We start from the raw sequence: 14332 nt of genomic DNA, 5'->3' as shown, positions 1-14332 counted from the left end.
CTTACAGCACCTTTGCTTCGTTCTTGAGTTTGGCGACCAGCTCGGCGGCACTGGCCACCTTGACGCCGGCGGAACGCTTGGCCGGCTCGGCCACTTTCAGCGTCTTCAGGCGCGGAGCCACGTCGACGGACAGATCGGCAGGGGTCGTCTTGTCCAGCGGCTTTTTCTTGGCGGCCATGATGTTCGGCAGCTTGATGAAGCGCGGCTCGTTCAGGCGCAGGTCGGCGGTCACTACGGCCGGCAGACGCAGCTTGACGGTTTCCAGGCCGCCGTCGATCTCGCGCACCACGTCCGCGGTCTCGGCGGACAGGTCAACCTTGGAAGCGAAGGTGCCTTGGGCCCAGCCCAGCAGCGCCGCGGTCATCTGGCCAGCCTGATTGGCGTCGTCGTCGATCGCCTGCTTGCCCAGGATCACCAGCTGCGGCTGTTCCTTCTCTACCACGGCCTTCAGCAGCTTGGCCACGGCCAAGGGCTGCAGCTCGGCTTCGCTTTCCACCAGGATGGCGCGGTCGGCGCCCATCGCCAGCGCCGTGCGCAGGGTTTCCTCGCACTGCTTCACGCCCATGGACACGACGACGATTTCGGTCGCCTTGCCGGCTTCTTTCAGACGCACGGCTTCTTCGACGGCGATTTCGTCGAACGGGTTCATCGACATCTTGACGTTGGCGATATCAACGTCGCTGCCGTCGGCTTTGACGCGGACTTTCACGTTGTAATCAACAACGCGCTTCACTGCGACTAGAACTTTCATATTCCTCCAGCAAACATCTGTTGGGTTAGGACCGGTTCAGGCCCGAAAACGCGGAAGGCAACGAACGGCCAGCTGAGTCTGATTATGCCCCAAGCAAATTTCAAACGAGCGTTTGGTTTGTATGCCGACACCCCAAGCGTGGTGAAAATGCAACTCGGCGTCGATAGTACGTCATTTCCCGCGGGTTTGCATTTCAAGGCGAAGCTGTCACAATGCGGCTGTGCATTGCAGCATTTCCTTGTCATAAACCGTGGAGCTGTCATGACCGTCTATTTCGAAGACCTCGTCGTGGGACAAAGCGCCGAATCCGGCAAAACCGTCACCGAGGCCGACGTGCTGTTGTTCTCCGCCGTCAGCGGCGACAACAATCCCGTGCATCTGGATCAGATTTACGCGGCGTCCACGCCGTTCGAGACCCGCATCGCCCACGGCATGCTGACCGCCAGCCTGATCTCCGGCGTGATCGGCACCCGCCTACCCGGCTACGGCACCATCTACCTGTCGCAGTCCACCCGTTTCAAGGCGCCGGTCCGCATCGGACAGACCGTGATCACCCGCGTCACCGTCGCGGAATTGATCCCGGAAAAGAAACGGGTGCGGCTGACCACCGAATGCCGCGTTGGCGATCATGTGGTGCTGGAAGGCGAATCCTTGGTGATTGCGCCTTCGCGCGGCTAATCGCCAGAACTGACACCATGCCGAGCCAGGGCCCAGCGCACCGGCTCGGCCACCAACTCGTCGGGGAAATCCAGACGCCGCTGCAAGGCGGCGATGATTTCGGGGCTGGTGGGCGCATTGCCCAGCCCGACCGCCAGATTCGACAGCCACTTGTGATAACCGATGCGGTAGATCGGGCTGCCGGCCATCCGCTCGCGGAACGCCTCCGCGCTCCAGTCGAACAGTTCTACCAGACTGGCGCGATCCAAACCATGACGCACCGCAAAATCAGACTCTTCTGATAAAGCTCCGAAACGATTCCACGGACAGAACAGCTGGCAATCGTCGCAGCCATACACCCGGTTGCCGATCAGCGGACGCAATTCATGCGGAATCGCGCCTTTCAGTTCTATAGTCAGGTAGGAAATGCAGCGCCGCGCATCCACCTTGTACGGTTCGACAATGGCGCCGGTGGGACAGACATCCAGGCAACGAGTGCAACGACCGCAATGCCCATCCTCCGCCTCGTCCGGCGGCAGCGGCAGATCGGTCAGGATTTCGCCCAGGAAAAACAGCGACCCCTGCTTCTTGGTCAATAATAATGTGTGCTTGCCGCGCCAACCCAAGCCGGCCTGCGCCGCCAGCGCCACTTCGGCCAGCGGCGCGCTGTCGGTGAATACGCGGTAGCCGAAGGCGCCGATAGCGCCTTCGATGCGCTCGGCAAGCTTTTGCAAGCGGTTGCGCAGCACCTTGTGGTAGTCGCGGCCCAGCGCGTAACGCGACAAATAGGCGAGCGATGGATCAGCCAGCACCTGTTCGGCCGGCTTCGCCTCCGGCCAGTAGTTCATGCGCAGCGAGATGACGGACAAGGTGCCCGGCACCAGCTCGGCGGGACGAACCCGCAAGGCGCCGTGGCGGGCCATGTAGTCCATCTCGCCGTGGTAGCCGGCCGCCAGCCAGGCCTCTAGTTCGCGCTCGGCCTCTGGCGGCAGCGCCGCGCGGGTGATCCGGGCATCGGCAAAGCCGGCTTCGCGCGCCCAGGCTTTGATTTGGCGCGACAATTCGGGATAATCCGGTTTTTGAGGAGGATTCTCAGTCATGGCGATGGATGATACCAGCGTTGTGGCCGGCAGCCTGCCGGACGAACGCGCCACGCTGATGCTGGGCGCCGCTTTCGCCGCCGCGGCCCGCCCCGGCCTCACCGTCCACCTGCAGGGCGACCTTGGCGCCGGCAAGACCACGTTTACCCGCGGCCTGCTGGCCGCGCTCGGGCACCAGGGCAAGGTGAAAAGTCCCACCTATACGCTGGTGGAAAGCTATCCGCTGTCCGAATATAGTGTCCATCATTTTGACCTTTACCGCTTCGCTGACCCGGAAGAGTGGAACGACGCCGGCTTCAGCGAATATTTCGGTCCCGATAGCCTATGCCTGGTGGAGTGGCCAGACAAAGCCGACGATCTGTTGCCCGCAGCCGACATCGTGCTGGAACTTGCCGTCGCCGGCGAGGGTCGCACTTACCAATTCCAAGCTCAGACACCAACCGGACAGTCATGCCTGATTCGACTTTCGACCCAAACCGCCGCGCATTGCTAGGCGCCGCGGCCGCTACCTTTCTGCTTGCCGTCAGCCGTACGGGGCTGGCAGCCGACAACCAGATCGTCGCCCTGCGCATCTGGCCTTCGAGCACTTACACCCGCATCACGCTGGAATCCGGCAGCGCCATCCAGTACAAGCAGTTCACCCTGGCCAATCCAAGCCGGCTGGTCATCGATCTGCAGGGCGTGCAGTTGAACGGAGTGCTGAAGGACATCAGCGGCCAGATCACCAAGGCCGACCCATTCATCGCCAACGCCCGCGCCGGCCAGTTCGACCCGGATACGGTGCGGCTGGTGCTGGAACTGAAGACCGACGTCAAGCCGCAGGCTTTCACGCTGGCCCCGGTAGCGGAATACAAGCATAGACTGGTGGTGGACCTGTATCCGGCCAGTGGCGTGCAGGATGATCCGCTATTGGCGCTCTTGCAGGATTACAACAAGGGCAAACTGGAGCAGCCGCCGACGCAGATCAAGCCCAAGTCCAAGAACAGCGACCGCCCCATCGTCGTGATGCTGGATCCGGGCCACGGCGGCGAGGACCCCGGCGCCATAGGCCTGCAGGGCAACCGCGAGAAGGACGTGGTGCTGAAGATCGGCCATCAGCTGAAGCAATTGATCGACGCCGAGCCGAATATGAAGGCCTATATGACGCGCAGCGACGACGTGTTCATCCCGCTGGGCGTGCGCGTGGCCAAGGCCAGGAAGCTGAATGCCGACCTGTTTGTCTCCATCCACGCCGACGCCGCGCCCAACCGCGCCGCACGCGGCTCCTCGGTGTTCGCGCTGTCGGAAAAAGGCGCCACCAGCGCCTTCGCCAAGGCGCTGGCGCAGACGCAGAACGACTCTGACCTGATAGGCGGCGTCAAGATCGGCAGCAAGGACAAATATCTGGCGCATACCCTGCTGGACCTGACCCAAACCGCCACCATCAACGACAGTCTGAAACTGGGCAAGACGGTGCTCGGCCAGCTCGGCGGCCTGAACAAGCTGCACAAGAACGCGGTGGAGCAAGCCGGCTTCGCCGTGCTGAAGGCGCCGGACATCCCGTCCATCCTGGTGGAAACGGCTTTCATTTCCAACCCGGAAGAGGAACAGCGGCTGATCACCGCCGAGTTCCAGCAACAGATGGCCAATGCCATCTTCAGCGGCGTGAAAAACTATTTCGCCTCCGGCGCCGCGCTGGCCGCCCGCGCCTGATCGCCTGCCCCAAAGCAAAACCGCCAGGTCGAGTCCTGGCGGTTTTTTTTGCGTAAGGCCTGGCGGCGCTCAGTGCGCGGCCGGCGGCAACTCGCCCGGCGGCGTCTCCTCTTCTGCCGGCACGCGATAATTCTCGCTGGCCCACTGCCCCAGGTCGATCAAACGGCAGCGCTCGCTGCAAAATGGGCGGTAACGGCTCTGCGCCTCCCAGCGCACTTCGGCGCGGCAGGTGGGGCAGGCGACAATACGGATGGATTCAGCCATGAAACTCAGAACTTGCAATTGGTCAGATAAAACTCGACATCCTGCTCGGTCTGGCGGGGCCGGGCCTCGCCGGTCACCGCGCCGACGAAACGGATGTTGAGCGCGTATTTATTGGCGGACAATTCCGGCAGCAGCGCCAGCGTGTCGTCGTAGGCGACGCGGATCAGCTGCACCACCTTGCCGCCTGACATCTGCTGGAACGCGCCGCGGCGCGCCACATAATGATGCGTCTTGCCGCTGTCCCGCAGCAGCCGCAACAGGATGTCGGACGCGTCGGCCGTCGGCATCAGCGGCGCGGACCAGCGCAGCATGTCATGGCGACGCTCCTCGGCCGGCTTCTGCTGCCACAAATGATAAGAAGGCAGATCGAACTGGCAGGTGCCGCCGGGGATGCCGGCGCGCTGCTTGATCGCCATCAGCCACTCGTTTTCGCGCAAGTTCTGGCCAAACTTGCCGGTCAAGGCCAGCAACTTGCCGGACGCGCGCTCGATCTCCTCCAGCACGCCTTCCAGCGTCTCTTCGGCCACATTCGGATTCTCGCGCAAGGCCTCCAGCATCTGCTTCTGCCGCTCCAGCTCCTGCAAGAGATCGGCCTTCAGGTCTGCGCGCGAAGCGGTTTCCATCAGTTCAAACAGAACCAGCAGTGCGGCATGATGGTCATGGGGATGATCCTTGCCGACGAAGTAGGCCAGCCGCCCGTACAGATATTCCAGACGCAGCAGAATACGGGTGCGCTCGGTGACAGGAAATTCAAAACTGATCACGGCAGATCTGCCCTTCTCCACGGCTTGCATCAAGCCTCAAAACATTGCATTGACAAGATTTGCCAGATAATAACCGTGTTTGGCATCAACTTGAAGCCTCAATTCTGCCAAGCCGCTGTTATTGTCGATGACATCGTCCGCGCGGCGCAGCCTCTCCTCCCGCGGCAACTGCGCCGCCATGATCGCCCGCACCGCCGGTTCGGCAAAACCATTGCGCCGCATAACCCGCTCAATCTGGGTATGCTCGTCGCAATCCACCACCAGCGTGCGCGCCAAGAGTGGCAGATAGCGCTCATTTTCAAACAGCAGCGGCACCACCAGCACCGCGTACTCACCCTGCGCCGCCAGCAGCCTGCGCACACTTTCGTCATAGATGGCCGGATGCAGAATCGCTTCCAATTGATGCTTGCTATCGGGATTCGAGAAGACTTTTTGTCGCATCGCCGCACGATCCAAGGCGCCATCGGCTGTCAGCGCCTGCGGGCCGAACGCTTGCGCGATCGCCGCCATCGCCGCGCCGCCCGGGCCGGTCAACTGATGGGCGATCTGGTCGGTGTCGATCACCGGCACGCCCAGCTCGGCAAAACGGTCCGCCGCCGCGCTCTTGCCGGAACCGATGCCGCCAGTCAGCCCCACTACCGGGATAGCCATGCCAGATACCCCTCGACGATCTGCGGCCCCCACACCAGCGCGATCCAGCCGGCTGCGGCAAGATAGGGCCCAAACGGAATCGGCTGGCCGCGGCCGACGCGCGAGGCAGCCATCATTGCCAGGCCGCAAACCGCGCCGACCAGCGACGACAACAGAATAATCAAGGGCAGCATGCCCCAGCCTAGCCAGGCGCCCAGCGCCGCCAACAGCTTGAAATCGCCATACCCCATGCCCTCGCGGCCGGTAGCCAGCTTGAACAGCTGATACACCAGCCATAGCGCCAGGTAGCCGCAAGCCGCACCCAGCACGGCGTCGGCCAGCGGCGCCATGCCGCCATGCAGATTGAACAACAGGCCGGCCCACAACAGCGGCAGCGTCAGGCTGTCAGGCAGCAGCTGGGTATCGAGATCGATGAAAGTCAAAGCCAGCAAAGCGGCGGTCAGCGCCATCGCGCCAAACAGCGGCCAGCCCCAGCCCAGTTTCCAGGCGAGAAAACCAAACAAGACGCCGCACAGCGACTCCACCAGGGGATAACGCAAACTGATGCCGGCGCGGCAAGCGGCGCAACGGCCGCCCAGCAGCGCATAGCTCAACAGCGGGATGTTCTGCCAGGCCCGCACTGCCGCGCCGCACGATGGGCAATGCGAAGCGGGCCGCCACAGATTATAGCCCTGAGCCTCCATCAGCTCCCCCATCGTTCCTTGCGCCGCCAATTTCAATGCGGGAAAGCGGTCGCACTCGGCCAGATAGCCCACGCTGTCTGCCAGGAATTCGTTCTCCAGCATCCGCGGCATGCGGTGAATCACCACATTCAGAAAACTGCCCACCATCAGCCCAAACACTACGGCCACACCCAGCAGATAAGCCGGGTGGGTCGCCAGCAACCACGCCATATCCTGCAACATCAACCCACCACCTGACCCATTTTGAAAATCGGCATGTACATCGCGATCACCAAGCCCCCGATCAATACCCCCAGAATCACCATGATGGCGGGTTCAAGCAGGCTGGACAATGCCGCCACCGCGTTGTCGACCTCTTCTTCATAGAAATCGGCCACTTTATCGAGCATCTGGTCCAGCGAGCCGGACTCCTCGCCGATGGCGGTCATCTGCAGCACCATATTCGGGAAAAGATCGGTTCGCTGCATGGAAAAGCTGAGGCTGGAGCCGGTGTTGACGTCGGCCTGGATGCGACGCGTCGCCTCCGCGTATACCTGGTTGCCGGCGGCCCCGCCGACGGAGTCCAGCGCCTCGACCAGCGGCACCCCGGCGGTGAACAGCGTCGACAGCGTGCGCGCCCAGCGCGCGATGGTGGCTTTGCGGATGATGTCGCCGATCACTGGCAATTTCAGCAGGATGCGGTCCATCTGCTCCTGCAGTTTGGGCGTGCGCTTGAACGCATAGAAGAAAGCAAACAGCCCGCCAAAAATGGAACCGAAGATCAGCCACCAGAAGCGGACGAACAAATCAGACAGCCAGATCACGAACAGCGTCGGCGCCGGCAGATTGGCGCCGAAACTGGAAAACAGGTCCTTGAACGCCGGAATCACGTAGATCATGATCACCGCCGTGATGACGAAAGCGGTGCCGACGATGGCCGATGGATAAATCAGCGCCGATTTGATCTTGGACTTGATGGCCATCACCTTTTCCTTATAGGTGGCCAGTTTGTCCAGCAGCGAATCCAGCACGCCGCCGGCTTCGCCCGCGGCGATGATATTGCAGAACAGCTTGTCGAAATGCAGCGGCCGCTTGCGGAATGCCTCCGCCAGCGAGATCCCCGTCTCCACGTCGGCCCGCACCTCCAGCAGCATGCGCGTCACCGCAGGGTTGCTGTGCCCCTTGGCGGCAATGTCGAAAGCCTGCAGCAGCGGCACGCCGGCGCGCATCATGGTGCACAGCTGGCGGGTGAACAGGGTAATGTCTCTTTCCGTGATCTTGCGGCCGAAACCGGCGCGGCGTTTGCGGATTTTCACCACGCTGATGCCCTGGCGGCGCAATTGCATCTTGGCGACGTTTTCCGACTCGGCGCGCACCTCGCCGCGGATGGCGCGGCCGGTCTTGTCCTTGCCCTCCCACTCCCAGATATGTCCCGGATTCGCTTTTTTTGTTGCCGTCGTCGCCATCACTCCAACCTTCCTTGTTCACTTCGGGACCACGCCATGCGCCGTGCCGCTTTTCGCCTGCTCAGTCGTTGGTGACCGCTTCGATTTCCGCCAGCGAAGTGACGCCGCGCTTCACCTTCAGCAAGCCTGACTGCCGCAGGTTCAGCATGCCCTCTTTCTTCGCCAGATCGGCGATATCGACCGCAGTGCCGTTTTTCATGATCAAGCGCGTCATCGCATCGCTGATTGGCATCACTTCATAAATCCCCACCCGCCCCTTGTAGCCGGTGTTACGGCACTCTTCGCAACCGACGGGACCGTAGGGTTGCCAGCTGCCATCCAGCTCGGCCTTGGCAAAGCCCGCGCGCAGCAGCGCTTCTTCCGGAATTTCCAGCGGTTTCTTGCAATGCGCGCATAGCCGACGCGCCAGCCGCTGCGCCATGATGAGCAACACCGAGCTGGCGATATTGAACGGCGCCACCCCCATATTCAGCAGGCGGGTCAGCGTGGCGGGCGCGTTATTGGTGTGCAGCGTGGAAAATACCATATGACCGGTCTGCGCGGCCTTGATGGCGATGTCGGCGGTTTCGAAATCGCGGATTTCGCCCACCATCAGTACATCCGGGTCCTGCCGCAGGAAGGCGCGCAAGGCGGAAGCGAAGGTCAACCCGGCCTTCTCGTTGACGTTGACCTGGTTGATGCCCGGCAGGTTGATTTCCACCGGGTCCTCCGCGGTGGAAATATTGGTATCCGGCTTGTTCAGGATATTCAGACAGGTATACAGCGACACGGTCTTGCCGCTGCCGGTCGGCCCGGTCACCAGCACCATGCCATAGGGCCGCGCGATGGTATCCAGCAGTTGTTGCTTCTGCTCCGGCTCGAAGCCTAACTGTTCAATGTCCAATGATGCCGACGAGGAATCCAGAATCCGCATCACGATCTTTTCGCCATACAGCGTGGGCAGCGTGCTGACGCGGAAGTCGATGGCGCGCGTCTTGGAAATGACCAGTTTCAGCCGGCCGTCCTGCGGCACGCGCTTCTCGGAGATATCGAGTTTGGAGATCACCTTGATGCGCGAGGCGATCTTTTCCTTCAGGATCAGCGGCGGCTGCGCCACCTCCTTCAGCACCCCGTCCACCCGGTAGCGGATGCGATAGTACTTTTCATAAGGCTCGAAGTGGATGTCCGACGCGCCCACACCTATGCCGTCCAGCAGCATCTTGTGGATGAACTTGACCACCGGCGCGTCATCCACCTCCATTTGCGGACCGGCTTCGGAGGGTGCGTCCGGATCGCCAAACTCCAAATCGCCGAAGTCCTCGCCTTCCAGTTCCTTCAAGGCCGCCGCCGGGCTGTCCTGATAACGCCCCACCAGCTTGGACAGCTTGTCGTCCTCTACCACCACGATTTCCACCGTCAAGCCGGTCTTGAAGGTGATCGCATGATAGGCGGAGGTCTGGGTCGGATCGGAGGTACCGATATACAATTTGTTGCCGCGCTTCAGCAAAGGCAGCAGGCGCCGGCTGGTTATCAGCTCATCGTCCACCAGCCCCTTGGGCAATTGCTCGGTATCCAGCGCCGCCATGTCCAGCAGCGGGTAACCAAAAACGCGGGAAGCAAAAACGGCCGCATCGCGGGCGCTCATCTTCTTGCTGAGTATCAGCTGTTCGACAAAGCTGATATGCGAGGCGGCAGCGTGCTTTTGAATCGCCTCCGCATCCTGCTGCAACAGCATATTATGCTGAACCAAGGCCCGTCCGAGGCCGGAAATCCCTGCCGTAGCTTCCATATAGAAATTGATCCAGTTCTGACTTTTGCGCCGCTATCCGCTGCGGGTGGTGACGATATTATATGCATAATCGGCGCGCGTCCCGCATAAATCCCATGCCCTTGGAAAACAGCCCGCAATGAAAAAAGGACTGCCGTGGCAGTCCTTATCCAGAGTGTAAAACGTCTGGCTTAGAAGTTGTGGATCACGCCCAAGCCGAAGGAGCTTTCGTTTTGAGAACCAGTCTGCTTCCAGTTGACATGGCCATAGGAGGTGTAGATGTCAGTACGCTTGGACAAAGCATAATCCAAGCCCAGCACCCACTGGTCATAGCCAGTTTTGTTCAGATCGCCAAAACCGGACAGATTGACGTTATAGCCTTTGGCATAGCTCAAATACGGAGTAAATGCGCCGAAGGTATAGCCGCCGGTCAAGGCGATCTCTCGAGTACGAGCCAGTTGCAATACGCCCGAACTGGTCACGCCAGGATTATCGCTAGCAAAACCGGTCAAGCTGCCAGCAATGGCATTGCTGTTGTAAAACAGACCGCCGCCATCGACCAGGCCATTGATCTTGCCAGTTCCATCCACAGTGGTGCCAACATAGCCGCGAGCCTGCTGGAAGCCAAAGGCCACATAAATGTTGTTGGCGTTATAGCCAGCCTCCAAACGGTGCCAATCCTTCAAGGAGCCGCCTGAGATCTTGCTCGGATCGCCCCAGCTGCCGAAGTTATACTTACCAAAGAAGCCCGAATTCTCATAGCTCAGACCAATGTTGATAAATTGGTTATTGGTGGTGGAGCCATCCGCAGCCTTGACGCGGGCCTCGTCGGTGGCATACAGCGCGGTGTAACTGAAGCCGGACCAGTTCGGACTGTCATAACGAATGGCATTCTTATGGCGGCCATCGATACGGGTGAACATTGCCAGACCACCAACACTCGGAGCGCCACCATAATTGGCACCGCCGTTATTGCTGTAGTGACCCGGGTCTACCTGCTCCATGTCGGAGTTGGCATAGTCGGAGAGTTTACCCACGCGAACCTTGCCCCAGCCATCTCCGGCAAAACCAATGAAAGAGTCACGGGTAGCCAAAGTATTGCTGCTGTTGCTGCCGTCCATATTCAGGCGGCTTTCCACCTGCCAGATTGCTTTCAGGCCATTGCCCAAATCTTCGGAGCCCTTGAAACCGATCTTGGACACCCAGTCGTTGATCTCAGTGCGCGACTGCAGGTTACCAGCCTGAGGAGCGCCACCAAATGAAGCAGTATTGGCATTGTAGGTTTTCAGGGATTCGACGCCGGCCGCGATGGTACCGTAGATGGTCACATCCGCCATGGCGGCGGCTGGCAGGGCGGCCAGCGCCAAAGCGATGAGCTTCTTGTTCATTGCAGATCCTTTCAAGTCAGTTGATTTTGTCCTGTTGACTCATCGGCTTAGGCCGCTGCCCCGGACATTTATGTGCCGACGGTATATTCCGCCGGTCGCTGTTGCCAATATAAGACTGGCGTTGCGAAAAAACAAAGATCAACCGATTCAGGGCCTGCAAAATTACCAAAAAAACAACATCATCATCCGCAAACTCTTGATAGGAAAGCCATTCACGTAAGCGCAATGCATCAAGTTGTGCGGTTAAGAAACAACATCCCTGCTCTGTTGTGAATTTTTTACAACACAATTCAGCCAGCAGGCGCAGCACCATACATGCAAAAACCGCCAACCGTTGCCGGATGGCGGTTCCCATGCAAGCCGCCGCGCCCAAGGCGCGGAAACTGGCGCTACTTGGCGGCCGGTTTCGCCGCCGGCTTGGCCGCAGGCGCGGCGCCGCCGACCACCAAATCCTTGCGCAGCTTGTCCAGCGTCTTGTCGCCGATGCCGGAGACTTTTTTCAGATCATCCACCGTCTTGAACGGCCCGTTCTTGGTGCGGTAATCGACAATGGCCTTGGCTTTGGCCGGGCCGATGCCGTTCAAAGCCTCCAGCTGCTGGGGCGTGGCGGTATTCAGATTGACGGCCGCCCAGGCGAAATTGCACGACAGCAACAGGCTGGCCAACACAGCAAACCACTTCTTCATGGCGAACTCCTTGATGGAAGGTGTCTTGCAAATGGGTCTCGGTTTTATGACATGCAGCCTATGCGCGCTGCAGGATCAATTCTAAGACCACTTTGCTGCCCACGTATGCCAGCATCAAGGACAGGAAGCCGGCCAAGGCCCAGCGTATCGCCACTCGGCCGCGCCAGCCTTTCAGACGCCGGCCTATCAGCAATCCGGCAAAGATCAGCCACGACAGCACGCCGAACACCGTCTTGTGCGTCAACGCGGCGGCCTTGCCGAAAACCTCCTCCGAGAACACCACGCCGGTCAGCAAGGTCACCGTCAACAGCAGAAAACCGACGGCGATGACCTGGAACATCATGGTTTCCAGCGTCAGCAACGGCGGCAGCTGCTTGGCCAGCAGCGACACCCTGCGGTGATGCAGCGCGCGCTCCAGCAGCAGCATCAACACCGCGATCAGCGCGCCGATGGCGAACAGGCTGTAGGCCAGCATGGACACCAGAATATGCAGCACAAAGGCCGGATTGGACAGATCGCTGACCATGTGGCGGCCCGGGAAGGCGACGGCGAAAGCCAGCGCGCCCATCGCCAGCGGCATCATGAACAGCTGCAGCCCTTCCACCTTGTAGAAGAAGCTGCAGGTCCAATAGATCAGCAGCATGATCCACACCATCACGCTCAAGGCGTGGCCGACGCCCAGCGACAATCCGCCGCTGACGCTGAGCGGCGTCACCACCACCACGGCCTGCACCAGCAGCAGCACGCCCAGCAGGCTGTGCTCCATGCGCGGATTGCGCGGCCAGCGGGCCACGCCCTTCCAGTTGGCCAGGTAATGCCAGGTGAAGGCGCCATAGGACAGGATCAGAAACAGGGTCAAAACGAGCAGGAGGCTGGTCATATATAAGGTGTGTGATCAAATCCGGGCGCTTACCCGGCGGCTCGTGATAAAATCGACAGTTTGAGAGTCTACACCAAGCTGCCTAATCGTTGGCAGAGAGTAAGGACAGCACCATGCTAGACAACCTGACCAGCCGCCTGTCCGGCGTGATGAAAACCTTGCGCGGCAACGCGCGGCTGACCGAATCGAATATCCAGGACGCGATGCGCGAAGTGCGCATGGCGCTGCTGGAAGCCGACGTGGCCTTGCCCGTCGTCAAAACCTTCATCGCCCAGGTGAAGGAGCGCGCGCTGGGCCAGGACGTGATGGGCAGCCTGACGCCGGGCCAAGCCCTGGTGGGCGTGGTCAACGAAGAGCTCATCAAGCTGATGGGCGAGAAGAACGACGAGCTGAACCTGGCCGCCGTGCCGCCGGCCATCGTGCTGATGGCCGGCCTGCAAGGCGCGGGTAAAACCACCACCGTCGGCAAACTGGCCAAAAGGCTGAAGGAAACCCAGAAGAAGAAGGTGCTGGTGGTATCGGCCGACGTCTACCGTCCCGCCGCCATCGAGCAGTTGAAGCTGTTGGCCTCGCAAGTCGGCGTCGAATGGTTCCCGTCCGATGTGTCGCAAAAGCCGGTGGACATCGCCCGCGCGGCGATTGACCACGCGCGCCGCCACTTCTTCGACGTGCTGCTGGTGGATACCGCCGGCCGCCTGGCCATCGACGAAGCGATGATGGACGAGATCAAGGCGCTGCACGCCGCGATCAACCCGATTGAAACATTGTTCGTGGTGGACGCGATGCAGGGCCAGGACGCGGTGAACACCGCCAAGGCCTTCAATGAAGCGCTGCCGCTGACCGGCGTGATCCTGACCAAGATGGACGGCGATTCGCGCGGCGGCGCCGCGCTGTCGGTGCGCCACGTTACCGGCAAGCCCATCAAGTTCATCGGCGTAGGCGAAAAAGTCACCGGCATCGAACCGTTCCACCCGGACCGCATCGCCAGCCGCATCTTGGGCATGGGCGACGTGCTGTCCCTGATCGAAGAAGTCCAGAAGGGCATCGATCAGAAGGAAGCCGAGGTGATGGCCAAGAAGCTGAAGTCCGGCAAGGGTTTCGACCTGGAGGACTTCAAGGCCCAGATGCAGCAGATGAAGAAGATGGGCGGCATGGCCAATCTGCTGGAAAAGATGCCTGGCCAGCTGGGCCAGATGGCGCAAGGCATCCAGGGTGCGGAGGCGGAGAAATCCATGCGCCGCATCGAGGGCATCATCAACTCGATGACGCCGACCGAACGCCGCAAGCCGGAGCTGATCAAGGCCAGCCGCAAGCGCCGCATCGCCGCTGGTTCCGGCGTGACGGTGCAGGAAGTGAACCGCCTGCTGAATCAATTCGAGCAGATGCAGAAGATGATGAAGCAGTTCTCGTCCAAGGGCGGGATGATGAAGCTAATGCGAGGCATGAAGGGCATGATGCCCGGCATGTAAGCAAAAACAACGGGCGCCAGTCGCCCGTTTGTTTTGAGATAAAGACAAGCCGCCGGCAAGGCGGCGTCGAAGCGCTACAGTGATTAAGAGCCGATAACAAAATCTCATCGCCCACCTCAGCCCAGGCGCGCCGACGCAGACAGCACGCGTCGCGC

Annotated in this window: 16 protein-coding genes; 4 read left to right on the top strand and 12 right to left on the bottom strand. The window is 60.7% G+C overall.

Annotated features, from left to right (window positions below; translation table 11 throughout):
* Position 1: 1 nt before the first annotated feature.
* Positions 2 to 751: an electron transfer flavoprotein subunit beta/FixA family protein gene (locus tag C2134_RS00105; RefSeq protein WP_103316503.1), complete on the bottom strand. Its 750-nt coding sequence runs from the start codon at positions 749 to 751 to the stop codon at positions 2 to 4.
* A 261-nt stretch (positions 752 to 1012) separates the two neighbouring features.
* Between C2134_RS00105 and C2134_RS00100 the strand changes: the two genes are divergently transcribed.
* Positions 1013 to 1429, top strand: a complete 417-nt coding sequence (locus C2134_RS00100; RefSeq protein ID WP_043621896.1) for a MaoC family dehydratase — start codon at positions 1013 to 1015, stop codon at positions 1427 to 1429.
* Here C2134_RS00100 and queG read toward each other — a convergent pair.
* Positions 1426 to 2508: a tRNA epoxyqueuosine(34) reductase QueG gene (gene queG / locus C2134_RS00095; protein WP_103316501.1), complete on the bottom strand. Its 1083-nt coding sequence runs from the start codon at positions 2506 to 2508 to the stop codon at positions 1426 to 1428. The two genes, C2134_RS00100 and queG, sit on opposite strands and share 4 nt — an antisense overlap.
* Before the next feature lie 4 nt (positions 2509 to 2512).
* On the opposite strand from queG, the gene tsaE reads away from it, so the two are divergent.
* Positions 2513 to 3001, top strand: a complete 489-nt coding sequence (tsaE, locus tag C2134_RS00090; RefSeq protein WP_439646991.1) for a tRNA (adenosine(37)-N6)-threonylcarbamoyltransferase complex ATPase subunit type 1 TsaE — start codon at positions 2513 to 2515, stop codon at positions 2999 to 3001.
* Complete coding sequence (locus tag C2134_RS00085; protein ID WP_103316497.1) at positions 2959 to 4200, top strand: N-acetylmuramoyl-L-alanine amidase; 1242 nt, start codon at positions 2959 to 2961, stop codon at positions 4198 to 4200. The genes tsaE and C2134_RS00085 overlap by 43 nt, the downstream gene beginning before the upstream one ends.
* Positions 4201 to 4269: 69 nt before the next feature.
* Here C2134_RS00085 and yacG read toward each other — a convergent pair whose 3' ends face one another.
* The 10 genes from yacG to C2134_RS00040 form a co-directional block, all read right to left on the bottom strand.
* Entirely contained in the window at positions 4270 to 4464 is a 195-nt protein-coding gene (gene yacG / locus C2134_RS00080; protein ID WP_103316495.1) for a DNA gyrase inhibitor YacG, read from the bottom strand.
* A 5-nt stretch (positions 4465 to 4469) separates the two neighbouring features.
* Positions 4470 to 5228 carry a cell division protein ZapD gene (gene zapD / locus C2134_RS00075; RefSeq protein ID WP_043622060.1) on the bottom strand — a complete coding sequence of 253 codons (759 nt, stop codon included), beginning with the start codon at positions 5226 to 5228 and terminating at the stop codon, positions 4470 to 4472.
* Positions 5229 to 5264: 36 nt separating this feature from the next.
* Complete coding sequence (coaE, locus tag C2134_RS00070) at positions 5265 to 5864, bottom strand: dephospho-CoA kinase (protein ID WP_233196322.1); 600 nt, start codon at positions 5862 to 5864, stop codon at positions 5265 to 5267.
* Complete coding sequence (locus C2134_RS00065) at positions 5864 to 6784, bottom strand: prepilin peptidase (RefSeq protein WP_103316491.1); 921 nt, start codon at positions 6782 to 6784, stop codon at positions 5864 to 5866. The genes coaE and C2134_RS00065 overlap by 1 nt, the downstream gene beginning before the upstream one ends.
* Entirely contained in the window at positions 6784 to 8007 is a 1224-nt protein-coding gene (locus tag C2134_RS00060) for a type II secretion system F family protein (protein ID WP_103316489.1), read from the bottom strand. The genes C2134_RS00065 and C2134_RS00060 overlap by 1 nt, the downstream gene beginning before the upstream one ends.
* Positions 8008 to 8068: 61 nt before the next feature.
* Positions 8069 to 9775: a type IV-A pilus assembly ATPase PilB gene (gene pilB, locus C2134_RS00055; protein WP_103316488.1), complete on the bottom strand. Its 1707-nt coding sequence runs from the start codon at positions 9773 to 9775 to the stop codon at positions 8069 to 8071.
* Between the two features lie 170 nt (positions 9776 to 9945).
* Positions 9946 to 11142 carry a porin gene (locus tag C2134_RS00050; RefSeq protein WP_103316486.1) on the bottom strand — a complete coding sequence of 399 codons (1197 nt, stop codon included), beginning with the start codon at positions 11140 to 11142 and terminating at the stop codon, positions 9946 to 9948.
* A gap of 16 nt (positions 11143 to 11158) precedes the next feature.
* On the bottom strand, positions 11159 to 11497 hold the full coding sequence (locus C2134_RS21020) for a hypothetical protein (RefSeq protein WP_146042035.1): 339 nt from the start codon (positions 11495 to 11497) through the stop codon (positions 11159 to 11161).
* A gap of 34 nt (positions 11498 to 11531) precedes the next feature.
* On the bottom strand, positions 11532 to 11828 hold the full coding sequence (locus tag C2134_RS00045; protein ID WP_103316483.1) for a ComEA family DNA-binding protein: 297 nt from the start codon (positions 11826 to 11828) through the stop codon (positions 11532 to 11534).
* A gap of 58 nt (positions 11829 to 11886) precedes the next feature.
* Positions 11887 to 12708, bottom strand: coding sequence for a cytochrome C assembly family protein (locus C2134_RS00040; protein WP_103316481.1), 822 nt, complete (start codon positions 12706 to 12708; stop codon positions 11887 to 11889).
* A gap of 113 nt (positions 12709 to 12821) precedes the next feature.
* Between C2134_RS00040 and ffh the strand changes: the two genes are divergently transcribed.
* Entirely contained in the window at positions 12822 to 14177 is a 1356-nt protein-coding gene (gene ffh / locus C2134_RS00035) for a signal recognition particle protein (RefSeq protein ID WP_103316479.1), read from the top strand.
* Positions 14178 to 14332: the final 155 nt, after the last annotated feature.

Origin of the sequence: Chromobacterium sinusclupearum (genome assembly GCF_002902845.1) — a bacterium.
GTDB classification, from domain to species: domain Bacteria; phylum Pseudomonadota; class Gammaproteobacteria; order Burkholderiales; family Chromobacteriaceae; genus Chromobacterium; species Chromobacterium sinusclupearum.
The sequence above is the reverse complement of the archived record's forward strand: the minus strand, read 5'-3'. Positions and strand labels throughout refer to the sequence as shown.

Bases quoted from the DNA above. Each gene is read 5' to 3' on its own strand.
- C2134_RS00105 (WP_103316503.1), bottom strand. From the start codon at position 751: ATGAAAGTTCTAGTCGCAGTGAAGCGCGTTGTTGATTACAACGTGAAA.
- C2134_RS00100 (WP_043621896.1), top strand. From the start codon at position 1,013: ATGACCGTCTATTTCGAAGACCTCGTCGTGGGACAAAGCGCCGAATCC.
- queG (WP_103316501.1), bottom strand. From the start codon at position 2,508: ATGACTGAGAATCCTCCTCAAAAACCGGATTATCCCGAATTGTCGCGC.
- tsaE (WP_439646991.1), top strand. From the start codon at position 2,513: ATGGATGATACCAGCGTTGTGGCCGGCAGCCTGCCGGACGAACGCGCC.
- C2134_RS00085 (WP_103316497.1), top strand. From the start codon at position 2,959: ATGCCTGATTCGACTTTCGACCCAAACCGCCGCGCATTGCTAGGCGCC.
- yacG (WP_103316495.1), bottom strand. From the start codon at position 4,464: ATGGCTGAATCCATCCGTATTGTCGCCTGCCCCACCTGCCGCGCCGAA.
- C2134_RS00065 (WP_103316491.1), bottom strand. From the start codon at position 6,784: ATGTTGCAGGATATGGCGTGGTTGCTGGCGACCCACCCGGCTTATCTG.
- C2134_RS00060 (WP_103316489.1), bottom strand. From the start codon at position 8,007: ATGGCGACGACGGCAACAAAAAAAGCGAATCCGGGACATATCTGGGAG.
- pilB (WP_103316488.1), bottom strand. From the start codon at position 9,775: ATGGAAGCTACGGCAGGGATTTCCGGCCTCGGACGGGCCTTGGTTCAG.
- C2134_RS00050 (WP_103316486.1), bottom strand. From the start codon at position 11,142: ATGAACAAGAAGCTCATCGCTTTGGCGCTGGCCGCCCTGCCAGCCGCC.
- C2134_RS21020 (WP_146042035.1), bottom strand. From the start codon at position 11,497: ATGGGAACCGCCATCCGGCAACGGTTGGCGGTTTTTGCATGTATGGTG.
- C2134_RS00045 (WP_103316483.1), bottom strand. From the start codon at position 11,828: ATGAAGAAGTGGTTTGCTGTGTTGGCCAGCCTGTTGCTGTCGTGCAAT.
- C2134_RS00040 (WP_103316481.1), bottom strand. From the start codon at position 12,708: ATGACCAGCCTCCTGCTCGTTTTGACCCTGTTTCTGATCCTGTCCTAT.
- ffh (WP_103316479.1), top strand. From the start codon at position 12,822: ATGCTAGACAACCTGACCAGCCGCCTGTCCGGCGTGATGAAAACCTTG.